The organism is Bradyrhizobium sp. Ash2021 (genome assembly GCF_031202265.1).
Taxonomy (GTDB): domain Bacteria; phylum Pseudomonadota; class Alphaproteobacteria; order Rhizobiales; family Xanthobacteraceae; genus Bradyrhizobium.
Genome location: NZ_CP100604.1, coordinates 6,157,646 through 6,181,452, shown reverse-complemented (window position 1 = coordinate 6,181,452; position 23,807 = coordinate 6,157,646). Strand labels below are relative to the sequence as shown.

At 63.6% G+C, this 23,807-nt stretch carries 26 protein-coding genes; 16 read left to right on the top strand and 10 right to left on the bottom strand.

Going from position 1 to position 23,807, the window contains the following annotated elements; all coding sequences use genetic code 11:
• Positions 1-283 precede the first annotated feature (283 nt).
• From NL528_RS29935 to NL528_RS29915, 5 genes are all read right to left on the bottom strand, one after another.
• Entirely contained in the window at positions 284-1,402 is a 1,119-nt protein-coding gene (locus NL528_RS29935) for a branched-chain amino acid ABC transporter substrate-binding protein (protein WP_309177968.1), read from the bottom strand.
• 176 nt (positions 1,403-1,578) lie between these two features.
• On the bottom strand, positions 1,579-2,325 hold the full coding sequence (locus NL528_RS29930; RefSeq protein WP_309177967.1) for an ABC transporter ATP-binding protein: 747 nt from the start codon (positions 2,323-2,325) through the stop codon (positions 1,579-1,581).
• The gene (locus tag NL528_RS29925) at positions 2,322-3,155 is read right to left on the bottom strand and encodes an ABC transporter ATP-binding protein (protein ID WP_309177966.1); all 834 of its coding nucleotides are present in this window, start codon (positions 3,153-3,155) and stop codon (positions 2,322-2,324) included. Before NL528_RS29925 ends, NL528_RS29930 begins: the two co-directional genes overlap by 4 nt.
• Positions 3,152-4,477, bottom strand: coding sequence for a high-affinity branched-chain amino acid ABC transporter permease LivM (livM, locus tag NL528_RS29920; protein WP_309177965.1), 1,326 nt, complete (start codon positions 4,475-4,477; stop codon positions 3,152-3,154). The genes NL528_RS29925 and livM overlap by 4 nt, the downstream gene beginning before the upstream one ends.
• 11 nt (positions 4,478-4,488) lie before the next feature.
• Positions 4,489-5,406 (bottom strand): branched-chain amino acid ABC transporter permease LivH, encoded by a 918-nt coding sequence (locus NL528_RS29915; RefSeq protein WP_309177964.1) that lies wholly within the window; start codon positions 5,404-5,406, stop codon positions 4,489-4,491.
• Positions 5,407-5,680: 274 nt separating this feature from the next.
• Here NL528_RS29915 and NL528_RS29910 point away from each other — a divergent pair, with 274 nt between their 5' ends.
• Complete coding sequence (locus NL528_RS29910; RefSeq protein WP_309177963.1) at positions 5,681-5,836, top strand: hypothetical protein; 156 nt, start codon at positions 5,681-5,683, stop codon at positions 5,834-5,836.
• 341 nt (positions 5,837-6,177) lie between these two features.
• On the top strand, positions 6,178-6,711 hold the full coding sequence (locus NL528_RS29905; RefSeq protein WP_309177962.1) for a hypothetical protein: 534 nt from the start codon (positions 6,178-6,180) through the stop codon (positions 6,709-6,711).
• Here NL528_RS29905 and pcaC read toward each other — a convergent pair.
• From pcaC to NL528_RS29890, 3 genes are all read right to left on the bottom strand, one after another.
• Positions 6,691-7,083: a 4-carboxymuconolactone decarboxylase gene (gene pcaC / locus NL528_RS29900; RefSeq protein WP_074275021.1), complete on the bottom strand. Its 393-nt coding sequence runs from the start codon at positions 7,081-7,083 to the stop codon at positions 6,691-6,693. The two genes, NL528_RS29905 and pcaC, sit on opposite strands and share 21 nt — an antisense overlap.
• 100 nt (positions 7,084-7,183) lie before the next feature.
• The gene (pcaD, locus tag NL528_RS29895; protein ID WP_309177961.1) at positions 7,184-7,966 is read right to left on the bottom strand and encodes a 3-oxoadipate enol-lactonase; all 783 of its coding nucleotides are present in this window, start codon (positions 7,964-7,966) and stop codon (positions 7,184-7,186) included.
• Between the two features lie 18 nt (positions 7,967-7,984).
• Entirely contained in the window at positions 7,985-9,340 is a 1,356-nt protein-coding gene (locus NL528_RS29890; RefSeq protein ID WP_309177960.1) for a 3-carboxy-cis,cis-muconate cycloisomerase, read from the bottom strand.
• A 204-nt stretch (positions 9,341-9,544) separates the two neighbouring features.
• Between NL528_RS29890 and NL528_RS29885 the strand changes: the two genes are divergently transcribed.
• The 10 genes from NL528_RS29885 (at position 9,545) to NL528_RS29840 (ending at position 17,552) form a co-directional block, all read left to right on the top strand.
• Positions 9,545-9,991, top strand: a complete 447-nt coding sequence (locus NL528_RS29885) for a carbon monoxide dehydrogenase subunit G (RefSeq protein WP_309177959.1) — start codon at positions 9,545-9,547, stop codon at positions 9,989-9,991.
• Between the two features lie 177 nt (positions 9,992-10,168).
• On the top strand, positions 10,169-10,654 hold the full coding sequence (locus NL528_RS29880) for a (2Fe-2S)-binding protein (RefSeq protein WP_074275025.1): 486 nt from the start codon (positions 10,169-10,171) through the stop codon (positions 10,652-10,654).
• Between the two features lie 45 nt (positions 10,655-10,699).
• A complete protein-coding gene (locus NL528_RS29875) occupies positions 10,700-11,503 on the top strand; it encodes a xanthine dehydrogenase family protein subunit M (protein ID WP_309177958.1) in 804 nt (267 codons plus the stop codon).
• A 37-nt stretch (positions 11,504-11,540) separates the two neighbouring features.
• Entirely contained in the window at positions 11,541-12,449 is a 909-nt protein-coding gene (locus NL528_RS29870; protein ID WP_309177957.1) for a MoxR family ATPase, read from the top strand.
• Positions 12,450-12,587: 138 nt separating this feature from the next.
• The gene (locus NL528_RS29865; RefSeq protein WP_309177956.1) at positions 12,588-13,790 is read left to right on the top strand and encodes a VWA domain-containing protein; all 1,203 of its coding nucleotides are present in this window, start codon (positions 12,588-12,590) and stop codon (positions 13,788-13,790) included.
• Between the two features lie 12 nt (positions 13,791-13,802).
• On the top strand, positions 13,803-14,132 hold the full coding sequence (locus NL528_RS29860) for an XdhC family protein (RefSeq protein WP_074275029.1): 330 nt from the start codon (positions 13,803-13,805) through the stop codon (positions 14,130-14,132).
• Positions 14,129-14,833 carry an XdhC family protein gene (locus NL528_RS29855; protein WP_309177955.1) on the top strand — a complete coding sequence of 235 codons (705 nt, stop codon included), beginning with the start codon at positions 14,129-14,131 and terminating at the stop codon, positions 14,831-14,833. The genes NL528_RS29860 and NL528_RS29855 overlap by 4 nt, the downstream gene beginning before the upstream one ends.
• The gene (locus NL528_RS29850; RefSeq protein ID WP_309177954.1) at positions 14,830-16,434 is read left to right on the top strand and encodes a molybdopterin-binding/glycosyltransferase family 2 protein; all 1,605 of its coding nucleotides are present in this window, start codon (positions 14,830-14,832) and stop codon (positions 16,432-16,434) included. The genes NL528_RS29855 and NL528_RS29850 overlap by 4 nt, the downstream gene beginning before the upstream one ends.
• Before the next feature lie 184 nt (positions 16,435-16,618).
• Complete coding sequence (locus NL528_RS29845; RefSeq protein ID WP_309177953.1) at positions 16,619-17,011, top strand: DUF4189 domain-containing protein; 393 nt, start codon at positions 16,619-16,621, stop codon at positions 17,009-17,011.
• Between the two features lie 130 nt (positions 17,012-17,141).
• On the top strand, positions 17,142-17,552 hold the full coding sequence (locus NL528_RS29840) for a DUF2000 family protein (RefSeq protein WP_309177952.1): 411 nt from the start codon (positions 17,142-17,144) through the stop codon (positions 17,550-17,552).
• Positions 17,553-17,740: 188 nt separating this feature from the next.
• On the opposite strand, the gene NL528_RS29835 is transcribed toward NL528_RS29840, so the two are convergent.
• Together NL528_RS29835 and NL528_RS29830 are read right to left on the bottom strand one after the other, a co-directional pair.
• Positions 17,741-18,469: a protein-L-isoaspartate(D-aspartate) O-methyltransferase gene (locus NL528_RS29835; RefSeq protein WP_309177951.1), complete on the bottom strand. Its 729-nt coding sequence runs from the start codon at positions 18,467-18,469 to the stop codon at positions 17,741-17,743.
• A gap of 400 nt (positions 18,470-18,869) precedes the next feature.
• Positions 18,870-19,676 carry a hypothetical protein gene (locus tag NL528_RS29830; protein ID WP_309177950.1) on the bottom strand — a complete coding sequence of 269 codons (807 nt, stop codon included), beginning with the start codon at positions 19,674-19,676 and terminating at the stop codon, positions 18,870-18,872.
• 350 nt (positions 19,677-20,026) lie between these two features.
• Between NL528_RS29830 and NL528_RS29825 the strand changes: the two genes are divergently transcribed.
• The 4 genes from NL528_RS29825 to NL528_RS29810 are packed head-to-tail and all read left to right on the top strand — an operon-like array spanning position 20,027 to position 23,647.
• Complete coding sequence (locus NL528_RS29825) at positions 20,027-20,758, top strand: TetR/AcrR family transcriptional regulator (RefSeq protein WP_309177949.1); 732 nt, start codon at positions 20,027-20,029, stop codon at positions 20,756-20,758.
• Complete coding sequence (locus tag NL528_RS29820; RefSeq protein ID WP_309177948.1) at positions 20,755-21,543, top strand: efflux RND transporter periplasmic adaptor subunit; 789 nt, start codon at positions 20,755-20,757, stop codon at positions 21,541-21,543. Before NL528_RS29825 ends, NL528_RS29820 begins: the two co-directional genes overlap by 4 nt.
• Positions 21,540-22,484: an ABC transporter ATP-binding protein gene (locus NL528_RS29815; RefSeq protein ID WP_309177947.1), complete on the top strand. Its 945-nt coding sequence runs from the start codon at positions 21,540-21,542 to the stop codon at positions 22,482-22,484. The genes NL528_RS29820 and NL528_RS29815 overlap by 4 nt, the downstream gene beginning before the upstream one ends.
• Entirely contained in the window at positions 22,481-23,647 is a 1,167-nt protein-coding gene (locus NL528_RS29810; protein WP_309177946.1) for an ABC transporter permease, read from the top strand. The genes NL528_RS29815 and NL528_RS29810 overlap by 4 nt, the downstream gene beginning before the upstream one ends.
• Positions 23,648-23,807 lie beyond the last annotated feature (160 nt).

The window sequence follows — 23,807 nt, the reverse complement described above, 5'->3', positions numbered from 1 at the left end:
TCCCCCAAGCATGTACGAGAGAAAATCTGAGTCGCGTGCGTTATGCACGCGGCTGCTTCTCTCACGTCAGACGGCAGCGACCGGAACCGCCAAAGGAGGCGTTCCGGCGAACTCAGCCCAACTGACCCAAGTCGCGGACGAATCGTTGGTTCCCTGGGGTCGGTAAAAATCCTGTCGGCACCGAGGGTTCCCATGGGTTCCCTTCCGGGTTCCCTGGGAACGCCCAAAACAAAAACGCCCCGGCAAGCCGGGGCGTTTGGCGTCAAGAATTGATCCGGTGACGTCAGGAACCCTTCGAGTTGATCTCGGTGTAGCCGCCCTTGGCGTCCCATTTGTAGACAACATAATCGAGCTGCTTGATGTCGCCCTTGGCGTCGAACTCCAGCTTGCCGATCACGGTATCCCACGCGCCGGCCTTGATCGTGTCCATCACCTTCTTCGGGTCGGTGGTGCCGGCCTTCGCCACCGCCTGCGACCAGACCTGCAGTGCTGCATAGGTGTAGAGCGTGTAGCCTTCGGGATCGACATTGTTGGCCTTGAACTTCTCGACGATGGCCTTGGCGGTCGGCTTTTTGCGCGGGTCGGGACCGAAGGTGAACAGCGTGCCTTCGCCGGCAGGGCCGGTGATCGAGGCGAACTCCTTGTCGGCCAGCGCGTCGCCGGCCATCAGGACGGTCTTCAGGCCCTGGTCGCGCATCTGGCGCAGGATCAATCCGGATTCCTGATGGTAGCCGCCGACATAGACCAGATCGATGTTGTCGCGCTTCAGGCGGGAGACGATGGCGTTAAAATCCTTGTCGCCCTTGTTATAGGACTCGAACATCTTTTCGGTGACGCCGGCCTTGTTGAGCGCCTTCTTGGTTTCGTCGGCCAGGCCTTTGCCGTAGGTGGTCTTGTCGTTGAGGATCGCGATGTTCTTGCCCTTGTAGTTTTTCGCGATGAAGTCGGCAGCGACCAGGCCCTGCTGGTCGTCGCGGCCGCAGACCCGTGCCACGTTCCACAGCTTGCGTTCGGTGTACAGCGGGTTGGTCGAGGCCGGGGTAATCTGCAGCACGTTGCCGTCGGCGTAGGCTTCCGAGGCCGGGATCGACGACGAGGAGCAATAGTGGCCGGCGACGAACGGGATTTTCGCGCTGGCGATCTTTTCCGCCACCGAGCGCGCCTGTTTCGGATCGCAGGCATCGTCCTCGACATCCAGCACCAGTTTCTTGCCGGTCACGCCGCCGGCGGCGTTGAGATCGGCGACCGCCTGTTCGGCACCGTTCTTCATCTGGCGGCCGAACGCGGATTCGCCGCCCGTCATCGGGCCGGCCACCGCGATGGTGATATCCTGCGCGAGCGCACTTGCCGACAGCGCAAACGATGCGCCCAATGCCAGGCCGATGAGTTTCAGTGATTTCATGAGGGATCCTCGCGGGTAGGTCGCTTTCGGGAAATACCCGGGCGCGCCGGGTACGACAATCCGGTCCATTGTCGACTGATTTCGCCGCGAAGTCATCGGCAATTTTCGGGCAAATCCACGCGCCGTTCGCCGCATCCTGCCGCAGTTTTCGCGGCGGGATGACGGAGGGAGCGGGGCTAGCCCCGGCGCCCGCCTTCCAGGTAGGCGGCGCGAATCTCCGGGCGCTGCAGCAGTTCGCTGCCGGTCCCCGACAGCGTGATCAGGCCGTTGACCATCACATAGCCGCGATGGGCCAGTTTCAGCGCGTGGTTGGCGTTCTGCTCGACTATCAGCACGGTGAGGCCGTCCTGCCGGTTCAAGGTCCGGATCGCGTCGAAAATCTGCCGCGCGATCAGGGGCGCGAGGCCGAGCGACGGTTCGTCCAGCATCAACAGGCGAGGGCGGCTCATCAAGGCGCGGCCGATCGCCAGCATCTGCTGCTCGCCGCCGGACAGCGTGCCGCCGCGCTGGGTCATGCGCTCCTTGAGCCGCGGGAACAGCGTCAGGACGCGCTCCAGGCCGGCCGCGCGATCGGCCTCGCTGGACTCGGTCGCGTCGGCGCCCATCTGCAGGTTTTCCGCGACACTCATGCGCGGAAAGATACGCCGGCCTTCGGGCGACTGCGCGATGCGCAGCCGTGCGATCTGGTGCGTCGGCACACCGGTGATGTCGTGGCCGTCGAACTCGATCTGGCCCGAGCGGGCACGCGGCTTGCCGAAGATCGTCATCATTAGCGTCGATTTGCCGGCACCGTTGGCGCCGATCAAGGCGACGATCTCGCCGGCATTGATCTCGATATCGACGCCCTTCAACGCCTCGATCTTGCCGTAGGCGGCGTGGAGGCCGCGGATCGCGAGCAGGGGCGTTGTGGACGGCGCGGTCACGTGCCGCTCTCCATCACGGCGATCGCTTCCTCTTCGTCGGTGCCGAGATAGGCCGCGATCACCTTGGGATCGTCGCGCACTTGCTGCGGGGTGCCTTCGGCGATCTTGACGCCGTAATCCATCACCACGACGTGGTCGGAAATCTCCATCACCACTGACATGTCATGCTCGATCAGCAGGATCGAGGTGCCCTGGCCGGCGCGGATCGAGAGCAATAGTTCGCTCAGTGCGGCGCTCTCGCGTGCGTTCAGCCCGGCGGCCGGTTCATCGAGGCAGAGCAGCGCCGGCTCGGTGCACATCGCGCGCGCGATTTCGAGGCGGCGCTGATCGCCATAGGGCAGATTGCCGGCGGCCTCGTCGGCGCGGTCGAGCAATCCGACGCGCTGCAACCAGGTTCGCGCCAGATCGATCGCGTGTTGCTCGGCGCTGCGCCACGACGGCGCGCCGATCAGCCCGAGAAAGGTCAGGCCGGAGGCGCGCATCAGCGCGTTGTGCTGCGCCACCATCAGGTTTTCCAGCGCCGTCATGCCGGGAAACAGCCGGATATTCTGGAAGGTGCGTGCGACCTTGGCCTGTTTGGAAATCCGGAAATCGTTCAGTCGCTCGAGCCGGATGGCGCGGCCGTCATCATGCGTGAGCTGCATAGTGCCCGATGTCGGCTTGTAGAAACCGGTGATGCAGTTGAACACGGTGGTCTTGCCGGCGCCGTTCGGCCCGATCAGCGCGGTGATCTTGCGCCGCTCGGCGCCGAACGAGAGATTGTTGACGGCGACGATGCCGCCGAAGCGCATCGACAGCCGGTCGACGGACAGGATGTGATCGCCGCTCATCCGTGTCCCTCCTTGACGAGGTCGGATGATATCGCCTGGCTGCGCTCCAGGAAAACCGTCGGCGCGCGATGGCCGATCAGCCCGCGCGGCCGCCAGATCATCAGCAGCACCATCGCAATGCCGAATACCAGCATGCGGAACTGTTCGAGCCCGCGGAACAGCTCGAAGCCGCCGATCATCGCGAGCGCCGCCAGCGCCACGCCGAGCTGCGAGCCCATGCCGCCCAGCACCACGATCGCGAGCACCAGCGCCGATTCCTGGAAGGTGAAGGATTCCGGGCTGATGAAACCCTGTCGCGTGGCGAAGAACGCGCCGGCGAAGCCGCCGAACATCGCCCCCGTCGCAAATGCCGTCAGCTTGGTCGTCGTGGTGTTGATGCCAAGCGCGCGGCAGGCCACTTCGTCCTCGCGCAATGCTTCCCAGGCGCGGCCGATCGGCAAACGTCGCAGCCGGATCGTGACCCAGTTGGTGAGCAGCGCCAGCGCCAGGATCAGATAGAACAGGAAGACGATGCGGTGGGTCGGCGAGAATTCGATGCCGAGTTTCGCGGCCAGGCCATCGTCGCCCGGGGTGAGCGGAATGCCGAACATGGTCGGGCGTGGAATGCCGGAAACGCCGTTCGGTCCGCCGGTCAGGCTCTGCCAGTTGATGATGACGAGCCGGATGATTTCGCCGAATGCCAGCGTGACGATGGCAAGATAGTCGCCGCGCAGCCGTAAGACCGGGAAGCCCAGCATCACGCCCCACAGTGCCGCGAGGATACCGGCGAGCGGCAGGCAGATCCAGAACGACAGCCCGAAATTGGTCGCCAGCAGCGCGTAGGAATAGGCGCCAACCGCATAGAACGCGACATAGCCGAGGTCGAGCAGGCCGGCGAGGCCGACCACCACGTTGAGGCCCCATCCGAGCATCACGTAAGTGAGCACGAGGATACCGAGGTCGAGAATGTAGCGCTGATCGTAGAAGATGACGGGCACCAGAAAGGTGAAGATCAGCAGCACCGGCGCGATGCCGCGCCGCGCGAGCGCAAGGGCGCTCCTTACATTGGTCGGAACCACCCTGATGGTGCCGACCGGCCCCCACCATTGCCGCAGCAATTCGACGACGATGCTGCCGCCGAACACGGTTGCGACCATGGCGGCGAGATCACCGAACCGGGTCCAGTAAATCAGCTGACCGGTCGGGCCTGCTTCGGTGCGGACGCCGATCATCAGCGAAAACAACACCAGCGCGACCAGCGCGCTGATCAGCGCCTTCTTGAAGATGAAGGCTGCGCCCAGCGCGTGCGAGGCTTGCGTTGATACGGCTGGGCGCGCGTTCACTCGGCCGCCCGTCAGACTTTTTCAACTTCGGGCCGGCCGAGCAGGCCGGTCGGAAGGAAGATCAGCACGATGATGAGGATCGAGAACGCGGCGACATCCTTGTATTCGACCGAGAAGTAAGCCGACCACATGGTCTCGATCAGCCCGATGGCGAGCCCGCCCAGCATCGCGCCGGGCAGCGAGCCGATGCCGCCGAGCACGGCCGCGGTGAACGCCTTGATGCCGGCGACAAAGCCCATGTTGAAATCGACCTGGCCGTAATAGAGCAGGTACATCATGCCCGCGACTGCGGCGAGGGCGGCGCCAATGACAAACGTCATGGAGATGGTGCGATCGACGTCGACGCCGAGCAGCGCCGCCATGGTCTGGTCCTGTTCGCAGGCGCGCATGTCGCGGCCGAGCCGGGTGCGCGCCACCAGCCAGGTGAACAGCGCCAGCAGCACGATGGTGCTGATGACGACGACGATCTGGACGTTGGACAGTTGCACGACAAAGCCGCTAGCGCCCTCATGCAGCGTGTAGCCGCCCCGGATGATCGGCGGCACCGGCTTGACCCGCGCGCCCTGGGCGATCTGCGAATAATTGGTCAGCACGAATGACATACCGATGGCGGAAAGCATCGGCGCCAGCCTGAACGAGTGCCGCAGCGGCCGGTAGGCGATGCGCTCGACGGTCCAGCCGTAAAGCGCGGTGATCGCCATCGAGACCAGCAGCACGATCAGCAGGATCAGGGGGATCGCGGTCAGGCCGAACGAGACCAGGATCAGGAACGAGATCAGCGCGATGAAGCCGCCGATCATGAAGATATCGCCATGGGCGAAATTGATCATGCCGACGATGCCATAGACCATGGTGTAGCCGATGGCGATCAGGCCATAGACCGAGCCGAGCACGAGGCCGTTGATGAGTTGCTGGGCGAAATAATCCATGCGCTGCCGTATTTAGAGAAGAGACGCGGCGAGGGCCCCCGGCAGCCTTAACCGACGCGTCGTTGGGTTTTTAACAGTGGGAACCGGGGGCGGCAACAGCGCTCGCGGCGGCTTAAGGGCTTGTACATAGCTAGTTTTTGCGCCGGAGGTTCCGCCGTAACAGTGGCGACATGCGGTTGCCGCGCAATCTTCACCTGGGAACTGCGGTTCCACCGCAACCAATGCCGGCTGCCTGAGTTATCGGCCGGCGATGTTCAACAACGGAGATCCCCGAATGAGCAACCCAAACCAGAACCCGGGCCAGCAGAACCAGAACCCGGGTCAGAAGCCAGGTCAGCAGCAGGGTGGCGGCCAGAAGCCGGGCCAGCAGCAGCAGGATCCCAACCGTCAGGGCCAGAAACCCGATCAACAGGGCAAGGGCGGCCGTTAATTCGGACTTGAATCAAGCGAGAGCAAGGAAAGTCCTGCCGAAAGGCGGGACTTCTCTTTTTTGTTCTCTCGTCACCCCCGGGCAAAAGCGCGAAGCGCGTCTTCGCGCCAGATGACCCCGGGGGTCCACCGCTCTTCGCGAGACTCTTTCAGAGACGATGAATGGCCGGATCAAGTCCGGCCATGACACAGTATAATTTGCCGAAAAAGGTACTGAGGTCCTCTTGTCGGGGCCATTAAGGTAAACAAAGGGTTTAAATTGCCGCCTGCTGTTGAAGCGAGTTAGCTCGCTGCTCAAACCGCCGCCTCGGTCCGGGGCTCGCGGAACAAGCGGGAAGCGACATGTTCAGCAATTGGCGGATCAGCTCATTCAACAGCGCGCTGCTGGCGGCCTATTTCATTCCGTCCTGGACCATGATCGCGTTCAAGATCATGATTTCGCCGGTCCATGGCCTTTATGAGCGGCCGAACATATCGGTTGCGCTGTTCATCAGCGATCATCTGCAAATGTCGGGAATGGCCACCGTGCGCTTCGCCTGGCTGTTGGCGCTGGGCCGGATGACGGTGGTGGCGTTCTTTGCGATCTTTCTCCTCTTCCTCGCCCGTGCCGCGATTCGCAAGAGCGGCGGCAACAATGAAGCGCTCGGTGTGGCGCTTGCGATCGGCAGCGTGATCAGTTTCGCCAGCATGGTGCTGGCGTCGCAGGTCGGCGAGACCGAGGCGCTTCGGCTGCACGCGACCGAATTGTTGATGCTGCTCGGCACCGCGATCGTTCTGCTGGTCGAACCGCCGGCGAAACCGCAGGCCCAAAAGCAGGCGCAAGTGCAGGCCGATTCCGGCGCGACGTCCGGCGACCTATCCCTTCAGCAATCCTAATTCCGCGACGATCGCGGCGGCTTCCTTCACCGCGTGATTGGCGGCCGGCACGCCGCAATAGATCGCCTGCTGCAGCAAGATTTCCTTGATATCGTCGGGCGTAAAACCGCCTTCCGCCAGCGCCGCGCGCACGTGCAGGCGAAACTCATCCCACTGCCCGAGCGCGACCATGGTGCCGATCACGAGCACGCGGCGGGTGCGGTGGTCGAAATGCGGCCGGGTCCAGATATCGCCCCAGGCATAGCGCGTGATCAGGTCCTGGAAATCGGTATTGAATGCGTTCCGGTTGGCGATCGATTTGTCGACCCAGGCATCGCCAAGCACTTTTCGGCGCTGGGTCATGCCGTCGTCGCGGCGCTTCTGGTCGTCCATCTCTGTCCTCCCCGTCATTGCGAGGAGCGAAGCGACGAAGCAATCCATTCTTCCTTTCGGTGGTGAGATGGATTGCTTCGCTTCGCTCGCAATGACGTTGTTAGGGTTGCGTCAGGAAACCGACCACCGCGTCGGTGAAGGCGTGCGGCTGTTCGACATTGGAAATATGCGCGGCGTCCAGGATCGTCATGCTCGCGCCGGGAATTTTGCTGCGGATGAACTCGCCGGCCGCAATCGGCGTTGCCATGTCGTGACGGCCGGCGATCACCAGCGTCGGGCTCTTGATCCCAGGCAATAGTTCGCGCTGGTCGAGCGTGCTCAGCGCCTCGCAGCAGGCGAGATAGCCTTCGACCGGCGAGGCCAGCAGCATCGCCTTCATGTTGGCGGCGATTTGCGGCTCGCGCTCGCGAAAATCCGCCGTCAGCCAGCCTGCTATGACGGTATCCGCGACCGCTGACATGCCGCCTTCCTTCACCGCCTTGATGCGGTTCAGCCAATTGGTCGGGTCCGGATAATAACAGGCGGTGTTGGCGAGGATGATCTTGCCGAAGCGATCCGGCGCGTTGGCGGCCAGCCATTGCCCGACCATGCCGCCCATCGACAGGCCGCACCAATGCACCTTGGCGATGTTGAGATCGTCGAGGATGGCCAGCACATCGCGGCCGAACCGTTCCATCGAATAGGGACCGGGCGGCACGCTGGATTTGCCATGGCCGCGGCGGTCATAGCGGATGACGCGAAATACCTGCGTCAGCGCGCGCATCTGCGGCTCCCACATCTGCAGCGTACAGCCCAGCGAGTTCGACAGCATCAGCGTCGGTCCGCCGTCGCGGCCTTCGACGGATACGTTGAGCAGGCAACCGTCGGCGTCGATCATCGGCATAGAAAATTCTCCGGTATCTTATTTGTCGTCGAGCGAGGCGAGCAGGCGGTCGATCAGCGCTTGCGAGGCGCCCTGATAGGCCAGCGGCTCGAACAGTTTCGCAAGTTTTTCCGTATCGAGATGTGCGCTGACGCGCGAGTCGGCAGTCAGCACGTCGCGCAGGTGTTTCTTCTCCGCAACCGCCTTCTTGCTGGCCGCCTCGATCAGATGATGCGCGTCGCTCTTGCCGATCTTTTCGGCCAGCGCAAACGTCACCGCTTCCGCCATGATCAACCCGCCGGTCGCGTCGAGGTTGCGGCACATGCGCGCGGCGTCGACCTCGAGCCCTTCGGCGATGTCGACGATCGCGGCGAGGGCGCCCGAGGTGACGAGCAGCAGCGTCGGCAGGGTCGGCCACTCCGCATGCCAGGGCCCTGCGCTGCGTTCGTGCTCCTGCACTTGGGCGGCAAAGATCGTCGCCGCGAGATTGGGCGCCATGGTGGCTGCCGCCAGCGCGCTGGCTGCCGCGACGGGATTGCGCTTGTGCGGCATTGTGGAGGAGCCGCCGCGGCCTTCGCCCGAGGGCTCGAAGGCTTCGGCGACGTCGGTCTGCATCATCAGGGAAACGTCGCGCGCGATCTTACCGCAGGTGCCGGCCAGGATCGCGAACACCGAAGCGGCTTCCGCGATGCGGTCGCGGTGGGTGTGCCAGGGCGCGTCCGGCAGCGGCAGTTTCAGTAACCCGGCCAGCTTTTCGGCGACCGGCAAGCCGCTGTCGCCGAGGGCCGCCAGCGTCCCGGCGGCGCCGCCGAACTGCAGCGCCAGCGTCTCGCTGCGCAGCCGCTGCAGCCGCTTGCGCGAGCGGTGCAACGCTGCGGCATATTCGGCGAGCTTGAGCCCGAACGGCATCGGCAGCGCGTGCTGCAGCCAGGTGCGGGCGACCATCGCAGTGGTGCGATGCTGGCGCGCGAGTTTGGCGAAGCCTGCGACCGCGCGGTCGATATCGCCGAGCAGCACATCGATACCAGCGCGAAGGCCGAGCATGGTGCCGGTATCGATCACGTCCTGGCTGGTCGCGCCCCAATGCACATAGCGCGCGGCCGCGGCATCAGCCTTGCCGACGTTGGCGGTCAGCGCCTTGACCAGCGGGATAGCGAGATTGCCGGATCGGGTCGCGGCCTCGGCAAGCGCTGCGAGGTCGAATGATTCGGCCTTGCAGGCGCCGGCGATCGCATCGGCCGCGCGCTCCGGAATGACGCCGATGTCGGCTTCGGAGCGCGCCAGCGCGGCCTCGAAATCCAGCATGTTTTGCAGGCATGCGGCATCGTCACATACCGCGCGCATCGCGGTACTCGACAGCATCGGGGCCAGCAAGGGAGAGAGGGAGGTGCTCATCTGCGCGCGACCTAACCATCCCCGGTTGGCTCTGCCAATGGCCTCCGATCGGTTTGCGCATTTTCCGGTCACAAACCGGCGGCCGCTTTTGCGGCCTGCTGCGCCCGCGAATATGCATCGCTCATTGTCGGAACGTGGCCTTTCTTTTGGACCGGGCGTGCTTTACTTGGGGAGCAGGTTGAAGCGATCCGGGAGGCACCAGCCATGGCCATGACGATGAACGGCGAAGTCCAGCTTGCGGCGCCGCGCGAGGCGGTGTGGGCCAAATTGAACGACCCGGAAGTGCTGAAAGTCTGCATCCCCGGCTGCGAGGAACTGGAGAAGACCGACGATGGCGGCTTCCGCGCCACCGCCAAAATGAAGGTCGGCCCGGTCTCCGCCCGCTTCAAGGGCAAGGTCATGCTGAGCGATCTCGATCCGCCCAACGGCTACAAGATCTCGGGCGAGGGCGAGGGCGGGGTTGCCGGTTTCGCAAAGGGCGGCGCCACGGTGGGGCTTGCCGAGAAGGATGGCGGGACGCTTTTGAGTTACAATGTCGAGGCCCAGATCGGCGGCAAGCTGGCCCAGCTCGGGCAGCGGCTGATCAACGGCGCGGCCAAGAAGCTGGCCGACGAGTTCTTCGCCAATTTCGCCAAGGCGGTCCAGGGTTGATTCCCGAAAAAGCCTGATCCCTGAGAAGGCTAGGCCCGCCCAAGAGTCCCGCCAGGTCATATCAGGCCATGCCCCAGCTGAGGTTGCTCATTGCCGGCATGGCCCATATTATGGCCTTTGAACGTTTCTAAACGCCTGTTCTGCCGATATGCGGCAGGGCAGCCCAAGAGAGTGCTGATGGCCAAGATTTCCCTGATCGTGAACGGCAATCCCGTAAACGCCAATGTCGACCCCCGTACCCTGCTGGTCCAGTTTCTGCGCGAAAATCTGCGCCTGACTGGCACCCATGTCGGTTGCGACACCTCGCAGTGCGGCGCCTGTGTCGTCCATCTCGACGGCAAGGCGGTCAAATCCTGCACCACGCTGGCGGTCATGGCCGACGGCCACGAGGTCAAGACTATCGAGGGCCTGGCCGCCGACGGCGCGCCGCTGCATCCGATGCAGGAAGCCTTTCGCGAGCATCACGGCCTGCAATGCGGCTTCTGCACCCCCGGCATGATCATGACCGCGGTCGATATCGTGCATCGCAAGGGCCATGACCTCTCCGACCACGTCATCCGCGAAGAGCTCGAAGGCAATCTGTGCCGCTGCACCGGCTACCAGAACATCGTTCAATCGATCGCAGCCGGCGCCAAGGCGATGGCCAAGTCCGATCTCGCATAAACCAGATCATCGCGACTGCGATCAGGAAATTTCCGGGAAACTTTCATGTACGAATTCAAATATCATCGTCCGGCAACCGTGCGACAGGCCGCCAATCTCCTGGTGAAGAACGAAGACGCCAAACTGATCGCCGGCGGCCACACGCTGGTGCCGGTCATGAAGCAGCGGCTCGCCAGCCCCCCGCATCTGGTCGACCTCTCCCACATCGAGGGGTTGGACATGATCGAGATGAAGGGCCGTGCGCTGGTGATCGGCGCCACCGCCAGGCACGCCGATGTCGCCACCTCCGCCGTGGTCGGCGAGGCGATCCCGGCGCTGGCTGAACTGGCCGGCCAGATCGGCGACCCCGCGGTGCGCCACAAGGGCACCATCGGCGGCTCGCTCGCCAACAACGATCCAACCGCGGATTATCCCGCCGCCTGCCTCGCGCTTGGCGCCACCATCGTCACCAACAAGCGCCGCCTGAAGGCCGAAGAGTTTTTCCAGGGATTGTTCACGACCGCGCTGGAGAGCGACGAGATCATCACCAAAGTGATGTTCCCGGTGCCGAAGAAGGCGGCCTACGTCAAGTTCCGGAATCAAGCGTCGCGCTACGCGCTGGTCGGCGTGTTCGTTGCAAAACGTCCGTCGGACGTGCGGGTGGCCGTCACCGGCGCCGGCTCGGACGGCGTGTTCCGCGTCACTGCGTTCGAGGAAGCGCTGAAAAAGCGTTTTTCGCACAAGGTGCTCGATGGGCTGTCGGTGCCGGCGGAAGGGCTGAACAGCGACCTGCACGGCAGCGCGGAATATCGCGCGCATCTGATCGGGGTGCTGACGCGCCGCGCGGTCGAAGCTGCGACCGCCAAATAAAATTGCGAATTCCTGCTCTATCAAGACTGGCTTGCCCATGAGCGCACCGGCGTTACCCAAATCCGTCGATGCGATGCTGGAACTCCTGACCTCGCGCGGCTATCTCGCCGAGCGGTCGCTGGCAACCGTGACCTATCTGTCGCTGCGCATGGGACGGCCGCTGTTTCTCGAAGGCGAGGCCGGCGTCGGCAAGACCGAAATCGCAAAGGTGCTGTCGGCGGCCCTTGGGCGAAAACTGATCCGGCTGCAGTGCTACGAAGGCCTGGATGTTGCGTCCGCGGTCTATGAGTGGAACAGCGCGGCGCAGATGATCGCGATCCGGCTCGCGGAGGCGGCCGGCGATACCGATCGCGAGCAGCTGTCGAGCGACATTTTCGCCGAGCGCTTCATGATCAAGCGGCCGCTGCTGCAGGCGCTGGAGCCCGATGTCGCCGGCGCGCCGGTGCTGTTGATCGACGAACTCGACCGCGCCGACGAGGCGTTCGAGGCGTATCTCCTGGAAATTCTCTCGGACTTCCAGGTCACCATCCCTGAATTCGGCACCGTCAAGGCGCCGCAGGCGCCGATCGTCATCATCACCTCGAACCGCACCCGCGAGATTCACGACGCGCTGAAGCGCCGTTGTCTCTATCACTGGGTGGATTATCCCAATGCCGAGCGCGAGCTCGCGATCGTCAAATCGCGCGTGCCCGATATTTCGGCCAAACTGTCGCTTCAGGTCGTGCGGTTCGTGCAGGCGCTACGCGACCAGGATTTCTACAAGTCGCCGGGCGTCGCCGAAACCATCGACTGGGCCACCGCGCTGACCGAACTCGACGCCCGTTCGCTGACGCCGGAAGTGGTCGGTGACACGTTGGGCGCGCTGCTGAAATACCAGGACGACATCGCGCGGATGCAGGGCGATGCGCTGCAGAAGGTTTTGAAGGAAACGACGAGCGAGAACTAGCTCGCACGCTCGAACGACGTCGTCATTCCGGGATGCGCGTAGCGCAGGCCCGGAATCCATACTCACGATCGTGGTTATGGATTCCGGGCTCGCGCCAAGAGGGCGCGCCCCGGAATGACGGCAGTGAGACCTAAACCGATGCCCATCAACCACCTCACGCCCCCGACCGGCCAGATGGCCGACAACGTGGTCGGCTTTGCCCGCGCGCTGCGCGCGGCCGGGATTCCGGTTGGACCCGGTGCTGTGATCGATGCGCTCAACGCGCTGCAGGCGATCGAGATCGGCAACCGCGCCGACGTCTACGCCACGCTGGAAGCGATCTTCGTCAAGCGCCACGAGCATATGCTGATCTTTGCCCAGGCCTTCGACCTGTTCTTCCGCGCCGCCGACGAATGGAAGCACATGCTGGATTCGGTGCCGCTGCCCGAACACGCCAGGAAGAAGCCGCCGCCGGCCTCGCGCCGGGTCCAGGAGGCGATGGCGCAGCCGCCGATGCGCGAGGAGATGCCGCAGGCCCAGGAGCAGGAACTGCGCCTCTCGGTCTCCGACAAGGAGATTTTGCAGAAGAAAGACTTTGCGCAGATGAGCGCGGCCGAGATCGCCGAAGTCACCCGCGCCATCGCCAATATGCGGCTGCCGCAGGCCGAGTTGCGCACCCGCCGCTACCAGCCGGATGCGCGGGGCTTGCGGCTCGACATGCGCCGCACCTTGCGCGGTTCCTTGCGCACCGGCGGCGAGATCATCGACATCCGCAAGCTCGGCCGGATCGACAAGCCGGCGCCGATCGTGGCGCTGCTCGATATATCGGGCTCGATGAGCGAATATACCCGCCTCTTCCTGCATTTCCTCCACGCCATCACCGATGCCAGGAAGCGCGTCTCGGTGTTCCTGTTCGGGACCCGGCTGACCAATGTGACGCGCAGTTTAAGGGCGCGCGACCCCGACGAGGCGCTGGCGAGCTGTTCGTCCTCGGTGGAGGATTGGGCCGGGGGCACCCGGATCGCCACCTCCCTGCATACGTTCAACAAATTGTGGGGACGGCGGGTGCTGGGGCAGGGCGCCATCGTGCTGCTGATCTCCGACGGGCTGGAGCGCGAGGCCGACGACAAGCTTGCGTTCGAGATGGATCGGCTGCACCGTTCCTGCCGCCGCCTGATCTGGCTCAACCCGCTGTTGCGCTACGGCGGGTTCGAGGCCAAGGCGCAGGGCATCAAAATGATGTTGCCGCACGTTGACGAATTCCGTCCGGTGCATAATTTGAGTTCAATCGAGGGGCTGATCGCGGCGCTGTCGGCGCCGCCTCCGCCGCATCATCTGAGCCATATCCGCCCCGCAGCTTGAAAGAGGCCCGCAATGCTCAATCGTGACGAGGATATCCTTCAGGCGGCTGAGAACTGGCAAAAGGCCGGCCACGGCGTCGCGCTGGCGACCGTGGTCGAAACCTGGGGATCGGCGCCCCGGCCCGCCGGCTCCAGCCTGGTCATCAATGACGACGGCACGTTCTTAGGGTCCGTCTCCGGCGGCTGCGTCGAGGGCGCGGTGGTCACCGAAGCGCTGGATGTGATCGCCAGCGGCCAGCCCAAAATGCTCGAATTCGGCGTCGCCGACGAGACCGCGTGGAATGTCGGCCTGTCCTGCGGCGGTACCATCCGCGTGTTCGTCGAGAAGGTCGGCCAGTCGTGAAACTCCAGACCCTGAGCGAAGTGAACGTCGAGCGCGCCGGGCGGCGCCCGGTGATCGTGGTCACCGACACCGCCAATGGCGACCAGCGCCTGGTGAAGGCAAAAGATATCGCCACCGACCCGCTGAGCGCCGATCTGGCCAAGCAGTTGCGGATGGGCAAGAGCGGCATGATCGAGGCCGGCGGCAAAAAGCTGTTCCTCAATGTCTATGCGCCGACCGCGCGGCTGGTGATCGTCGGCGCGGTCCATATCAGCCAGGCGCTGGCGCCGCTGGCGCGTTCGCTGGACTATGACGTCACCGTGGTGGATCCGCGCACCGCGTTTGCGAGCCCGGAGCGTTTTCCCGACGTGCCGCTGGTCGCCGAATGGCCCGACGTGGCGCTGCCGCCGCTCAACATCGATCACTACACCGCGTTCGTAGCTGTCACGCACGATCCCAAGATCGACGATCCGGCGCTGCTGCACGCCTTTGCGCGCGACTGCTTCTATATCGGCGCGCTCGGCTCGCGAAAGACCCACGCAAAGCGCGCCGAGCGCCTGAAGGCGCAAGGCGCCTCCGATGCCGACATCGCGCGCATTCACGCGCCGATCGGCTTGAGCATCGGCGCGGTCTCGCCGTCGGAGATCGCGGTCTCGATCATGGCCGAGATCACCGCGGAACTGCGGCTGCCGCGCGAGACCAGGAAAGAGCAGGCGGCATGAAGTTCGGACCCGCCAGTCCGGCCGACGCGATTGGCGGCGTCACCGTGCATACGCTGCGGCAGGGGCCGCTGGTGCTCAAGAAGGGCACCACGATCGGGCCGGCCGAAGTCGACGCGCTCAACAAGGCCGGCGTCAAGGAAGTTGTCGTGGTGCGGCTCGAAGACGGCGACGTCTCCGAGGACGTGGCCGCCGCCAGCATTGCGAAGGCCGTCGCTGGCGATGGCGTCAATGTCGAGCGCGCCTTTACCGGCCGTTCCAACCTGTTCGCGGCCCGCGCCGGCGTGCTGGTGGTCGACCGCGCGGCGGTCGACCACATCAACGGCGTCGACGAAGCCATTACGTTTGCGACCCTTGCCGCCTTCAAGCCGGTCGTCGAAGGCGAGATGATCGCGACCGTCAAATTGATTCCGTTCGGCGTCGAGGCAAAACTGCGCGACGCGGCGGTGGTGCAGGCGGGCCGCGATGCGTTGCGGATCGCGCCCTACACCATCAAGAAGGTCGGCGTGGTCTCGACCTTGCTGCCGGGGCTGGCGCCGAAGGTGATCGAAAAAACCCTGCGGGTGACGGCCGAACGGCTGGCGCCGGCGGGCGCCACCATCATCGCCGAGCGGCGCGTGCCGCATGACGAGACTGACCTGGCCGCCTCGATCAAGGAATTGCTCGGCCTCGGCGCCGAACTCGTCATCGTGTTCGGCGCTTCGGCGATCGCCGACCGCCGCGACGTGATCCCGGCCGCGATCACCGAAATCGGCGGCGCCATCGAGCACTTTGGCATGCCGGTCGACCCCGGCAATCTGCTCCTGATCGGCAGCGCCGGCGGCGTGCCGGTGCTGGGCGCGCCGGGCTGCGCGCGCTCGCCGGTCGAAAACGGCTTTGACTGGGTGCTGATGCGGCTGCTCGCCGGGCTGAAGGTGTCGCGTTCCGACCTGACCGGCATGGGCGTTGGCGGGCTGTTGATGGAAATCGTCACGCGTCCGCAGCCGCGCACTGTTCCAAATCTCGAAGGCAACCGCAACGTCGCCGCGATCGTCCTCGCGGCCGGTCGCTCGACCCGGATGGGCGGGCCCAACAAGCTGCTCGCCGAACTCGACGGCAAAAAACTGGTGCGGATCGCGACCGAGCAGGCGGTGGCGTCGAAAGCGTCCGAAGTCATCGTCGTCACCGGCCATCAGGCCGATCTGGTCGAGCAGGCATTGAGCGGCCTCAAGGTAAAGTTCGTCCGCAACCCGGATTTCGCCGGCGGGCTCGCCAGTTCGGTCAAGTCGGGCATTGCGGCGGTACCCGCGAACGCCGACGGCGCGGTGATCTGTCTTGGCGATATGCCGCTGATCGATGCCAAACTGATCGACAGACTGATCGAGGCCTTCGAGCCCGACCGCGGCCATCTGATCGCGGTGCCCGTCAGCGACGGCAGGCGCGGCAACCCTGTGCTGTGGTCGCGGCGCTTCTTCCGCGAATTGATGACGCTCGACGGCGACGTCGGCGCCCGCCATTTGATCGCCAAGCACGCCGAAGCCGTCGCCGAAGTCCCGGTCGAGGGTTTTGGCGCTTTTCTCGACATCGACACGCCGCAGGCGCTGGAAGCGGCGCGAAGGTCGTAATTCGTAGTCCGTAGGGTGAGCCACGAAATCTATCCACGTCGTCCCGGCGAACGCTAGGCGAACGCCGGGACGACGAAATCAACAGATCGGCTGTCGCTTACGCACCTCGATTTCAACCTCCCGTTCACCAAGTCTCAACTCCCCCCGGCTAGATTCGGCGCCGCCTGCCTTGGGGGATGGGATCTTGATCGTTTCGACTGCCACAGCGCAACGCCGCGCGTTGTTCATTCTTGCGCTGACCCTGGTCGTGGGCGCGACGCGTTTCGCCACGCAGGCGTGGGCTGCCGGCGCGTTGGCGGTCGGCAAATGCGGCGCCTATGGCCAGGCCTATGACTATCCGGCCGAGGCCACCGCGCGCGCGGCTGCCTTGAAACAGTGCAAGGGCGATTGCACCGCCGTGGCCATGAAGCGCGCCTGTGCTGCGCTCGCGGTCGACATGACCAACCCCTGCGGCGCCCATGGCTACGCGGTGAAGCCGAAAATATCGAGCTCGCTCAACGCCGCGACCAAAAAATGCTACGAATTCGGCGGCAAGGAATGCGTCATCCGCGCCTGGGCCTGCGACGCCAAGGGGTAGGATCTAAACTGCCGTCATTCCGGGGCGCGTCGTAGACGCGAACTATGATGCGCTATTGCGCATCTGAGAATCTCGAGATTCCGGGTTCGATGCTTTGCATCGCCCCGGAATGACGGCCATTGGAGCCATCATGCAATTCGACACCAAGATCGCGGTCGTGATCCGGACCGACCTGGAACCGTGGCAAAAACTCAACGTGGCGTCGTTCCTGGCGGGCGGCATCGCCGCGGCGTTTCCCGAATGTATCGGCGAGAATTACCAGGACGGTTCCGGCACCAAATATCTGTCGCTGATCGGACAGCCGATCCTGATCTATGGCGCCGACCGGCCGGCGTTGTCCCGCGCGCTGGAACGCGCGCTGTCGCGCAACGTCAAGCCCGCGGTCTATACCGAAGACATGTTCAAGACCACGCATGACGCCGCCAATCGCGAGGTGGTGAAGGCGGTGATCCGCGCCGAACTCAACCTCGTTGGCCTCGCGATGCGCGCCGAGCGCAAGGTGATCGACAAGATCGTCGACGGGCTCAAGTTTCACGGCTAGGCCGTAAACGCATGAACGCGCCGATCGGACTGACTGCCCGAGTCCGCCTTGTCCCCGATAGCCGACGAATCGTTGCATCACAGCGAAACGACGCGATGTGCTGTCGTTCCAAATGTGCATTCCCGCAAGGCTTCAGCCACCTGGGCGAATCCCCAAGTCCTCCTCACGAACTGGGCCGTTACTTGTTTTTATTTTTGTGAACGCGTGAAGGGCACAAAGCGCACGAGGGCGACGGCGCGCGTTGTCGTCTTGCCAGGAGCGATTTTTTCGACGACCGTGAGGTGCTGAGTGGTGTAAGCGGACCCCACCGGCATGACGAGCCGGCCACCCACTTTAAGCTGCTCGATCAGCGGCGGCGGTAGTTCCCCGAGCGCGGCGGTCACGACGATGGCGTCAAAAGGACCGCATTCGGGCCAGCCATCATAGCCGTCGCCAAGCCTGACGCTCACGTTGTCATACGCGAGATCTCTGAGTGTTTTCGCGGCGGCCTCGGCCAATTGCGGGATAATCTCGATGGTGCAGACCTTTCGCGCCAGGTGCGCAAGGATGGCGGCCTGATAACCCGAACCCGTACCGACTTCGAGCACAACATGATCGGGTGCGACCTCGGCCAGCTGGGTCATCAAGGCCACGATGTACGGCTGCGATATGGTCTGGCCGAGGCCGATCGGAACCGGCCCGTCCGCGTATGCGATGGAGCAAGATCGCTCAGGGATGAACAGATGGCGTTTCGTTTGCCCCATGGCCTCAAGGACCCTCTCCGACAGGCCCTGCTGTCCCAAAACACCGGCGCCGGACCGGGCGTAGGCCCGGATGGTTTCGACCATGGCGGCGCGCTCGCGGACACACTCGTCCTGTGCGGTCGCTTCCCGCGCGGCGGCAACCATGGAAAGCACGAGCAGCAGCAAGGTCTTCATGATCGTGCGGTCTCCAACCGGTCCACGATTCGCGCCGACCACTTGAGGGCAACGAGTGGATTCGACCGATCAGCCGTTAAGCGAAACACGGCGTCCAGCGAATGACCGCAATGCGCCAGGCGGTCCTCCAGCAAATCTTGATACCATGACTGCGTTTGGCCGGTAAGTTGACGTCTCCGCGCAAATTGCCGCTGCGGAACTGCAGGACCGGACATAGCCCCGCTTCACTGGATCACTTGCCCAAGTCCGCTTTGTCTCCGATAGCCGACGAATCGTTGCATCGCAGCTAAACGACGCGATCGGCCAAGCACGGACTTACGCCTTTTACTTGGTAGTCGCTCGATCCCGCTAACCCGAACCTTCGTGCAAAAATACCGACTATGCGCCGTGCAGTTTGGAATCAGGCCGTAGTGGTGAACATGTGCCTCGGCGTTCCCACCACGTCCCTTGCCATGTTCAGAAAATACCTCGCTGGGTCGGAACTGAACTCACTCGGCATGAGCCCGTAGCAACTCAGCGCCTCTTCAACTGACTCCCAGCCGGCCGTTGATGCAAGATTGAACGCCGCCAACCCTAGTTCGATCCTCTCATCCATATCTGCAAAATTTGAGAACACCAGGGGAGTATGCCGAGGGAAATAGGCAAATCGAATACGCGGTCTCAGAGCGAGTGCCTTCACGAGAGGCCAGCAGAACTCGTCGAATGCCCGCTCAACGGCCGGGCCTACGATGTTCATTTGCTCCCATAAAAAGAAGGCCGTGAAGAGGGAGCGTCGCTCAATGTCCGACAAGGCTCGATTTGCCCGACGGGCTGCATGGCATCGAGTCATCTGTTCCAGCAAATCGGGAGGTACGATATTTCCGGCTACCCCCGCGAGGCGTCGGTCTGCGGTGAGATGATAGATGAAGTAAGTCTCGACGCAGACACGGCGGTTGATATCGCGAAAATCGTTGGCGAACTTGTGGAGCCTCTGAACGAGATCCCGTCGATCATTGCCAAAAATGGCTTGGCCCAATGCAGCGGCCGATCCGAACCGAATTCCCGCTTGGAAATACCCCTTCGCCCAGAGTGCGCCATGCGCAGCGAGAAGCGGGAAAGTATGATTGCGGCCGGAATGCTGAAACATATGGTGATAGACGCTCGCGCGCTGAGTGAGCGCGCCAATATTTCCTGCTAAGGCCGTCGCTTCCCCTCTCAGGGAATCCACGAGGCATCCGACATCTATCGCTAGACCGGTCATTCTTCTTTTTACGCATACTTGATTTCGCTGCAGTTAACGTAATGGCTGTAGTTAGCGCACAGCGCACGTGGCGCGTGTTATAGTCGAGAGAGGCATTCTTCCTCAGTTCGATCCGCTGATCTCGCCCGCACAGGGGTGCGGGTGCAGTGGGCGCCCGGCATTAAGATTCCTCACTCGGGGCATCGCGTCGCGAGATCGCGGACCGCGTTTGAGCTGCCGCAATGACGGGTTGCGGCAATCCCGGCAGTAACAGCGATGTGAGATTTGCCGTTTTTGAACTCATTGACAATGACTGACCAGTCAGTCATATTATAAATATGAAAAAAACACGCCCCGAAATCTCAGTCCCTCCGAAGCCGGCCAAAAGCCGCGTCGCGATCCTGGCTGCCTCCGCCAAGACGCCCAAAATCGTGTCGCCACAGCTGCCGGCGACGAAACCCGTCTCCAACCGGGCCGAACGCGCGGCCGAGCGGCGCGAAGCCATCATCGCGGCGGCGATGGATGAATTCATCGCGCAGGGCTTTGCGGCGACCCGGCTCGATGACGTCGCCAAGCGGGCAGGCGTCGCCAAGGGCACCATCTATCTGCACTTCAAGGACAAGGAAGCGCTGTTCGAGGAGTTGATCCGGACCGCCATCGTGCCGCTGGTCAACCGTCTTGCCGCGGGGCCGCCGCCGGTTGGCGCATCGGTGCGCGACATGGTGGAGGGGTTTGCCCGCACCTTCATCGAGGAGGTTGCGGGCACCCGCCGCGGCGACATCGTGCGCCTGATCGTGGCCGAGGGGCCGCGCTTTCCCGAGGTTGCCGACTTCTACTACCGCGAGGTGGTTTCGCGCGGCCTTGCCGGCATGCGCGCGCTGATCGAATTCGGCATCGCGCGCGGCGAAATCCAGCAGAAAGACCTCGCGCGCTTTCCGCAGCTCCTGGTGGCGCCCGCGATCGTCGCGGTGATCTGGCAGAGCCTGTTCAGCAAACACGCGCCATTGGACGCGATCGAGATGTTTCGCACCCATCTCGATCTGATTTTCGGCGAACGGAGGACGACATGACCTCGTCGCGAACCACATTGCGTCTTCTGGCGATCTCGGCGCTGGCGATCGCACTCGCCGGCTGCATCGAGCGCCGGGATCCCGGCTTCCAGGGCTGGGTCGAGGCCGACATGATCTTTGTCAGCCCCGATGAATCCGGCCGCGTGACCAAGCTTGACGTGCGCGAAGGCGACGAGGTGAAGCCCGGCGCGCCGCTTTATTCGGTCGATGACGATCTGCAACTGGCCGACCTCAACCAGAACAACGCCACGCTGGCCAACGCGAAGCAGAGCTATGATCGCGCGGCTTCGCTGAGCAAGACCGGCTCCGGCACGCAGGCGGCGCTCGACGCCGCGGTGTCGGCGTTGCGGGTCGCCGAAGCGCGGGTCAATACCTCGCAAACGCGATTGGCGCGGCGCAACGGCTTTGCGCCGGTCGGCGGCACCATCCAGCAGATCTATTTTCGCGAGGGCGAAATGGTGCAGGCGCAGCGGCCGGTATTGTCGATCATGCCGCCCGGCAACATGAAGCTGCGCTTCTTCGTGCCGGAGACGGAATTGCCAAAACTTGCGATCGGCGACGAGGTCAAGGTGACCTGCGACAATTGCTCCGCGGATCTGACCGCAAAAATCTATTTCATCGCAACCACGGCGGAATATACCCCGCCCGTAATCTACAGCCTCGATGAGCGCAACAAGCTCGTCTATCTGATCCAGGCGCGGCCGAGCCGACCCGATAGCTTGCGCGTCGGCCAGCCGATCAGCGTGTTCCTCAACGCCCGGACGCCGGTGGCGGACAAGCGATGAGCACGATAGCAACCAATGCTGCCGACATCGCCATCAATGTCGAGGGCCTGTCAAAGTCGTTTAGCGGCCGCGAGGTCGTGCATGATCTGTCGATGCAGGTGAAGCGCGGCACCATCTACGGCTTCCTCGGCCCCAACGGCAGCGGCAAGACCACCACCATCCGAATGCTCTGCGGCCTGCTGACGCCGGACAGCGGCGAGGGCACCTGCCTCGGTTACGACATCCGCCGCGACGCCGACAAGATCAAGCGCCAGGTCGGCTACATGACGCAGCGCTTCAGCCTGTATCAGGACCTGTCGGTGCGGGAGAACCTGGAATTCGTAGCCCGGCTCTATGGCCTGCCCGACGCCCGCGCCGCCGCGCGCGACATGATCGACCGCATCGGACTGAAGGGCCGCGAGGAGCAGCTGGCCGGCGAACTCTCCGGCGGCTGGAAGCAGCGGCTGGCGCTCGGCGCCTGCACGCTGCCCAATCCGCAATTGCTGCTGCTGGACGAGCCGACCGCCGGCGTCGATCCCAAGGCGCGGCGCGACTTCTGGAACGAGATCCATGCGCTGGCGGCCGAGGGTTTAACCGTGCTGGTCTCCACCCATTACATGGACGAGGCCGAGCGTTGTCACGAGATCGCCTATATCGCCTACGGCCATCTGCTAGCCCACGGCACCGTGGACGAGGTGATCGCGAAATCCGCGCTGTCGACCTACACCGTCACCGGCGACGACCTCAACGCGCTTTCTGCCGAGCTGCTGGGCAAGCCCGGCATCGACATGGTGGCGCCGTTCGGCACCAGCCTGCATGTCTCCGGCCGCGATCAATCCGCGCTCGAGGCCGCTATCGCGCCCTATCGCGGCAACGAGAATTGGCACTGGCAGCACAGCGAGCCGTCGCTGGAGGATGTCTTCATCGACTTGATGGGCCGCTCCAAGGATAATTTCCAATGAGCGCGACCGACGCCTATCGCCAAAACCACGATGTCGCGGAGCCACGCTTCGGCTTCTGGCGCCGCAGCTATGCGATGCTGGTCAAGGAATTCATCCAGCTCCGCCGCGACCGCGTCTCGTTCGCGATGATCGTGATGATCCCGGTGATGCAGCTGTTGCTGTTCGGCTACGCCATCAACACCACGCCACGCAACCTGCCGACCGCGGTGCTGCTGCAGGAGGACTCCGATCTTGCGCGCTCGATCCTGAAAGCGCTGGAAAATACCTCCTATTTCCGCTTCACCCGCGAAGTGCACGATGTCGCGGAGTTCGACGATCTCCTGAAATCGGGCAAGGTGCTGTTCGGCGTCGAGATCCCGCGCGGCTTCGAGCGCGCGGTGCGGCGCGGCGATCATCCCGCGCTGTTGGTTGCCGCTGATGCAACCGATCCGGTCGCGGCCGGCTCCGCGCTCGGCGCGCTCGGCACCGTCGTGCAGACCGCGCTGGAGCACGATCTGTTCATCGGTGATCCGCCGTCGCTGCCGTTCGAGATCCGGGCACATGCGCGCTACAACCCCGCGGCCTCGTCGCGGCTCAACATCGTTCCGGGCCTGGTCGGCACCATCCTGACCATGACCATGCTGATCTTCACCGCGCTGTCGGTGACGCGCGAGGTCGAGCGCGGCACCATGGAGAGCCTGCTGTCGATGCCGATCAAGCCAATAGAGGTGATGTTCGGCAAGATCATCCCCTACGTGCTGGTCGGTTTCGTGCAGGCCACGCTGATCGTCGGCATCGGGGTGCTGCTGTTCGGCGTCCCCATCCTCGGCAGCCTGCTGACGCTGGCGTTGTTGTCGACGCTGTTCATCACCACCAATCTGTCGATCGGCTACACCTTCTCGACCATCGTGCAGAACCAGCTGCAGGCGATGCAGCTGTCGATGATGTTCTTTTTGCCGAGCATTCTGCTGTCCGGATTCATGTTTCCGTTCATGGGCATGCCGGTGTGGGCGCAATATATCGGCGAAGGCCTGCCGCTGACGCATTACGTTCGCATCGTCCGCGCCATCATGCTGAAGGGCGCGACCATCCAGAATTTGCAGTACGATACGATTGCTCTGATTGCACTGATGTTATTGGCCATGACGATCGCCGTGACGCGCTTCCGTCGCACGCTCGATTGATGCAGAATGTTTACCGTCATTCCGGGATGCTGCGCCAGCAGCAGACCCGGAATCTCGAGATTCCCCGATGTGCAATTGCACATCGTGGTTCGATGCGGAGCCTGTCATCGGGTCGGCCGAAAGGCCGGACCCGTTGGCATCGCCCCGGAATGACAGGACA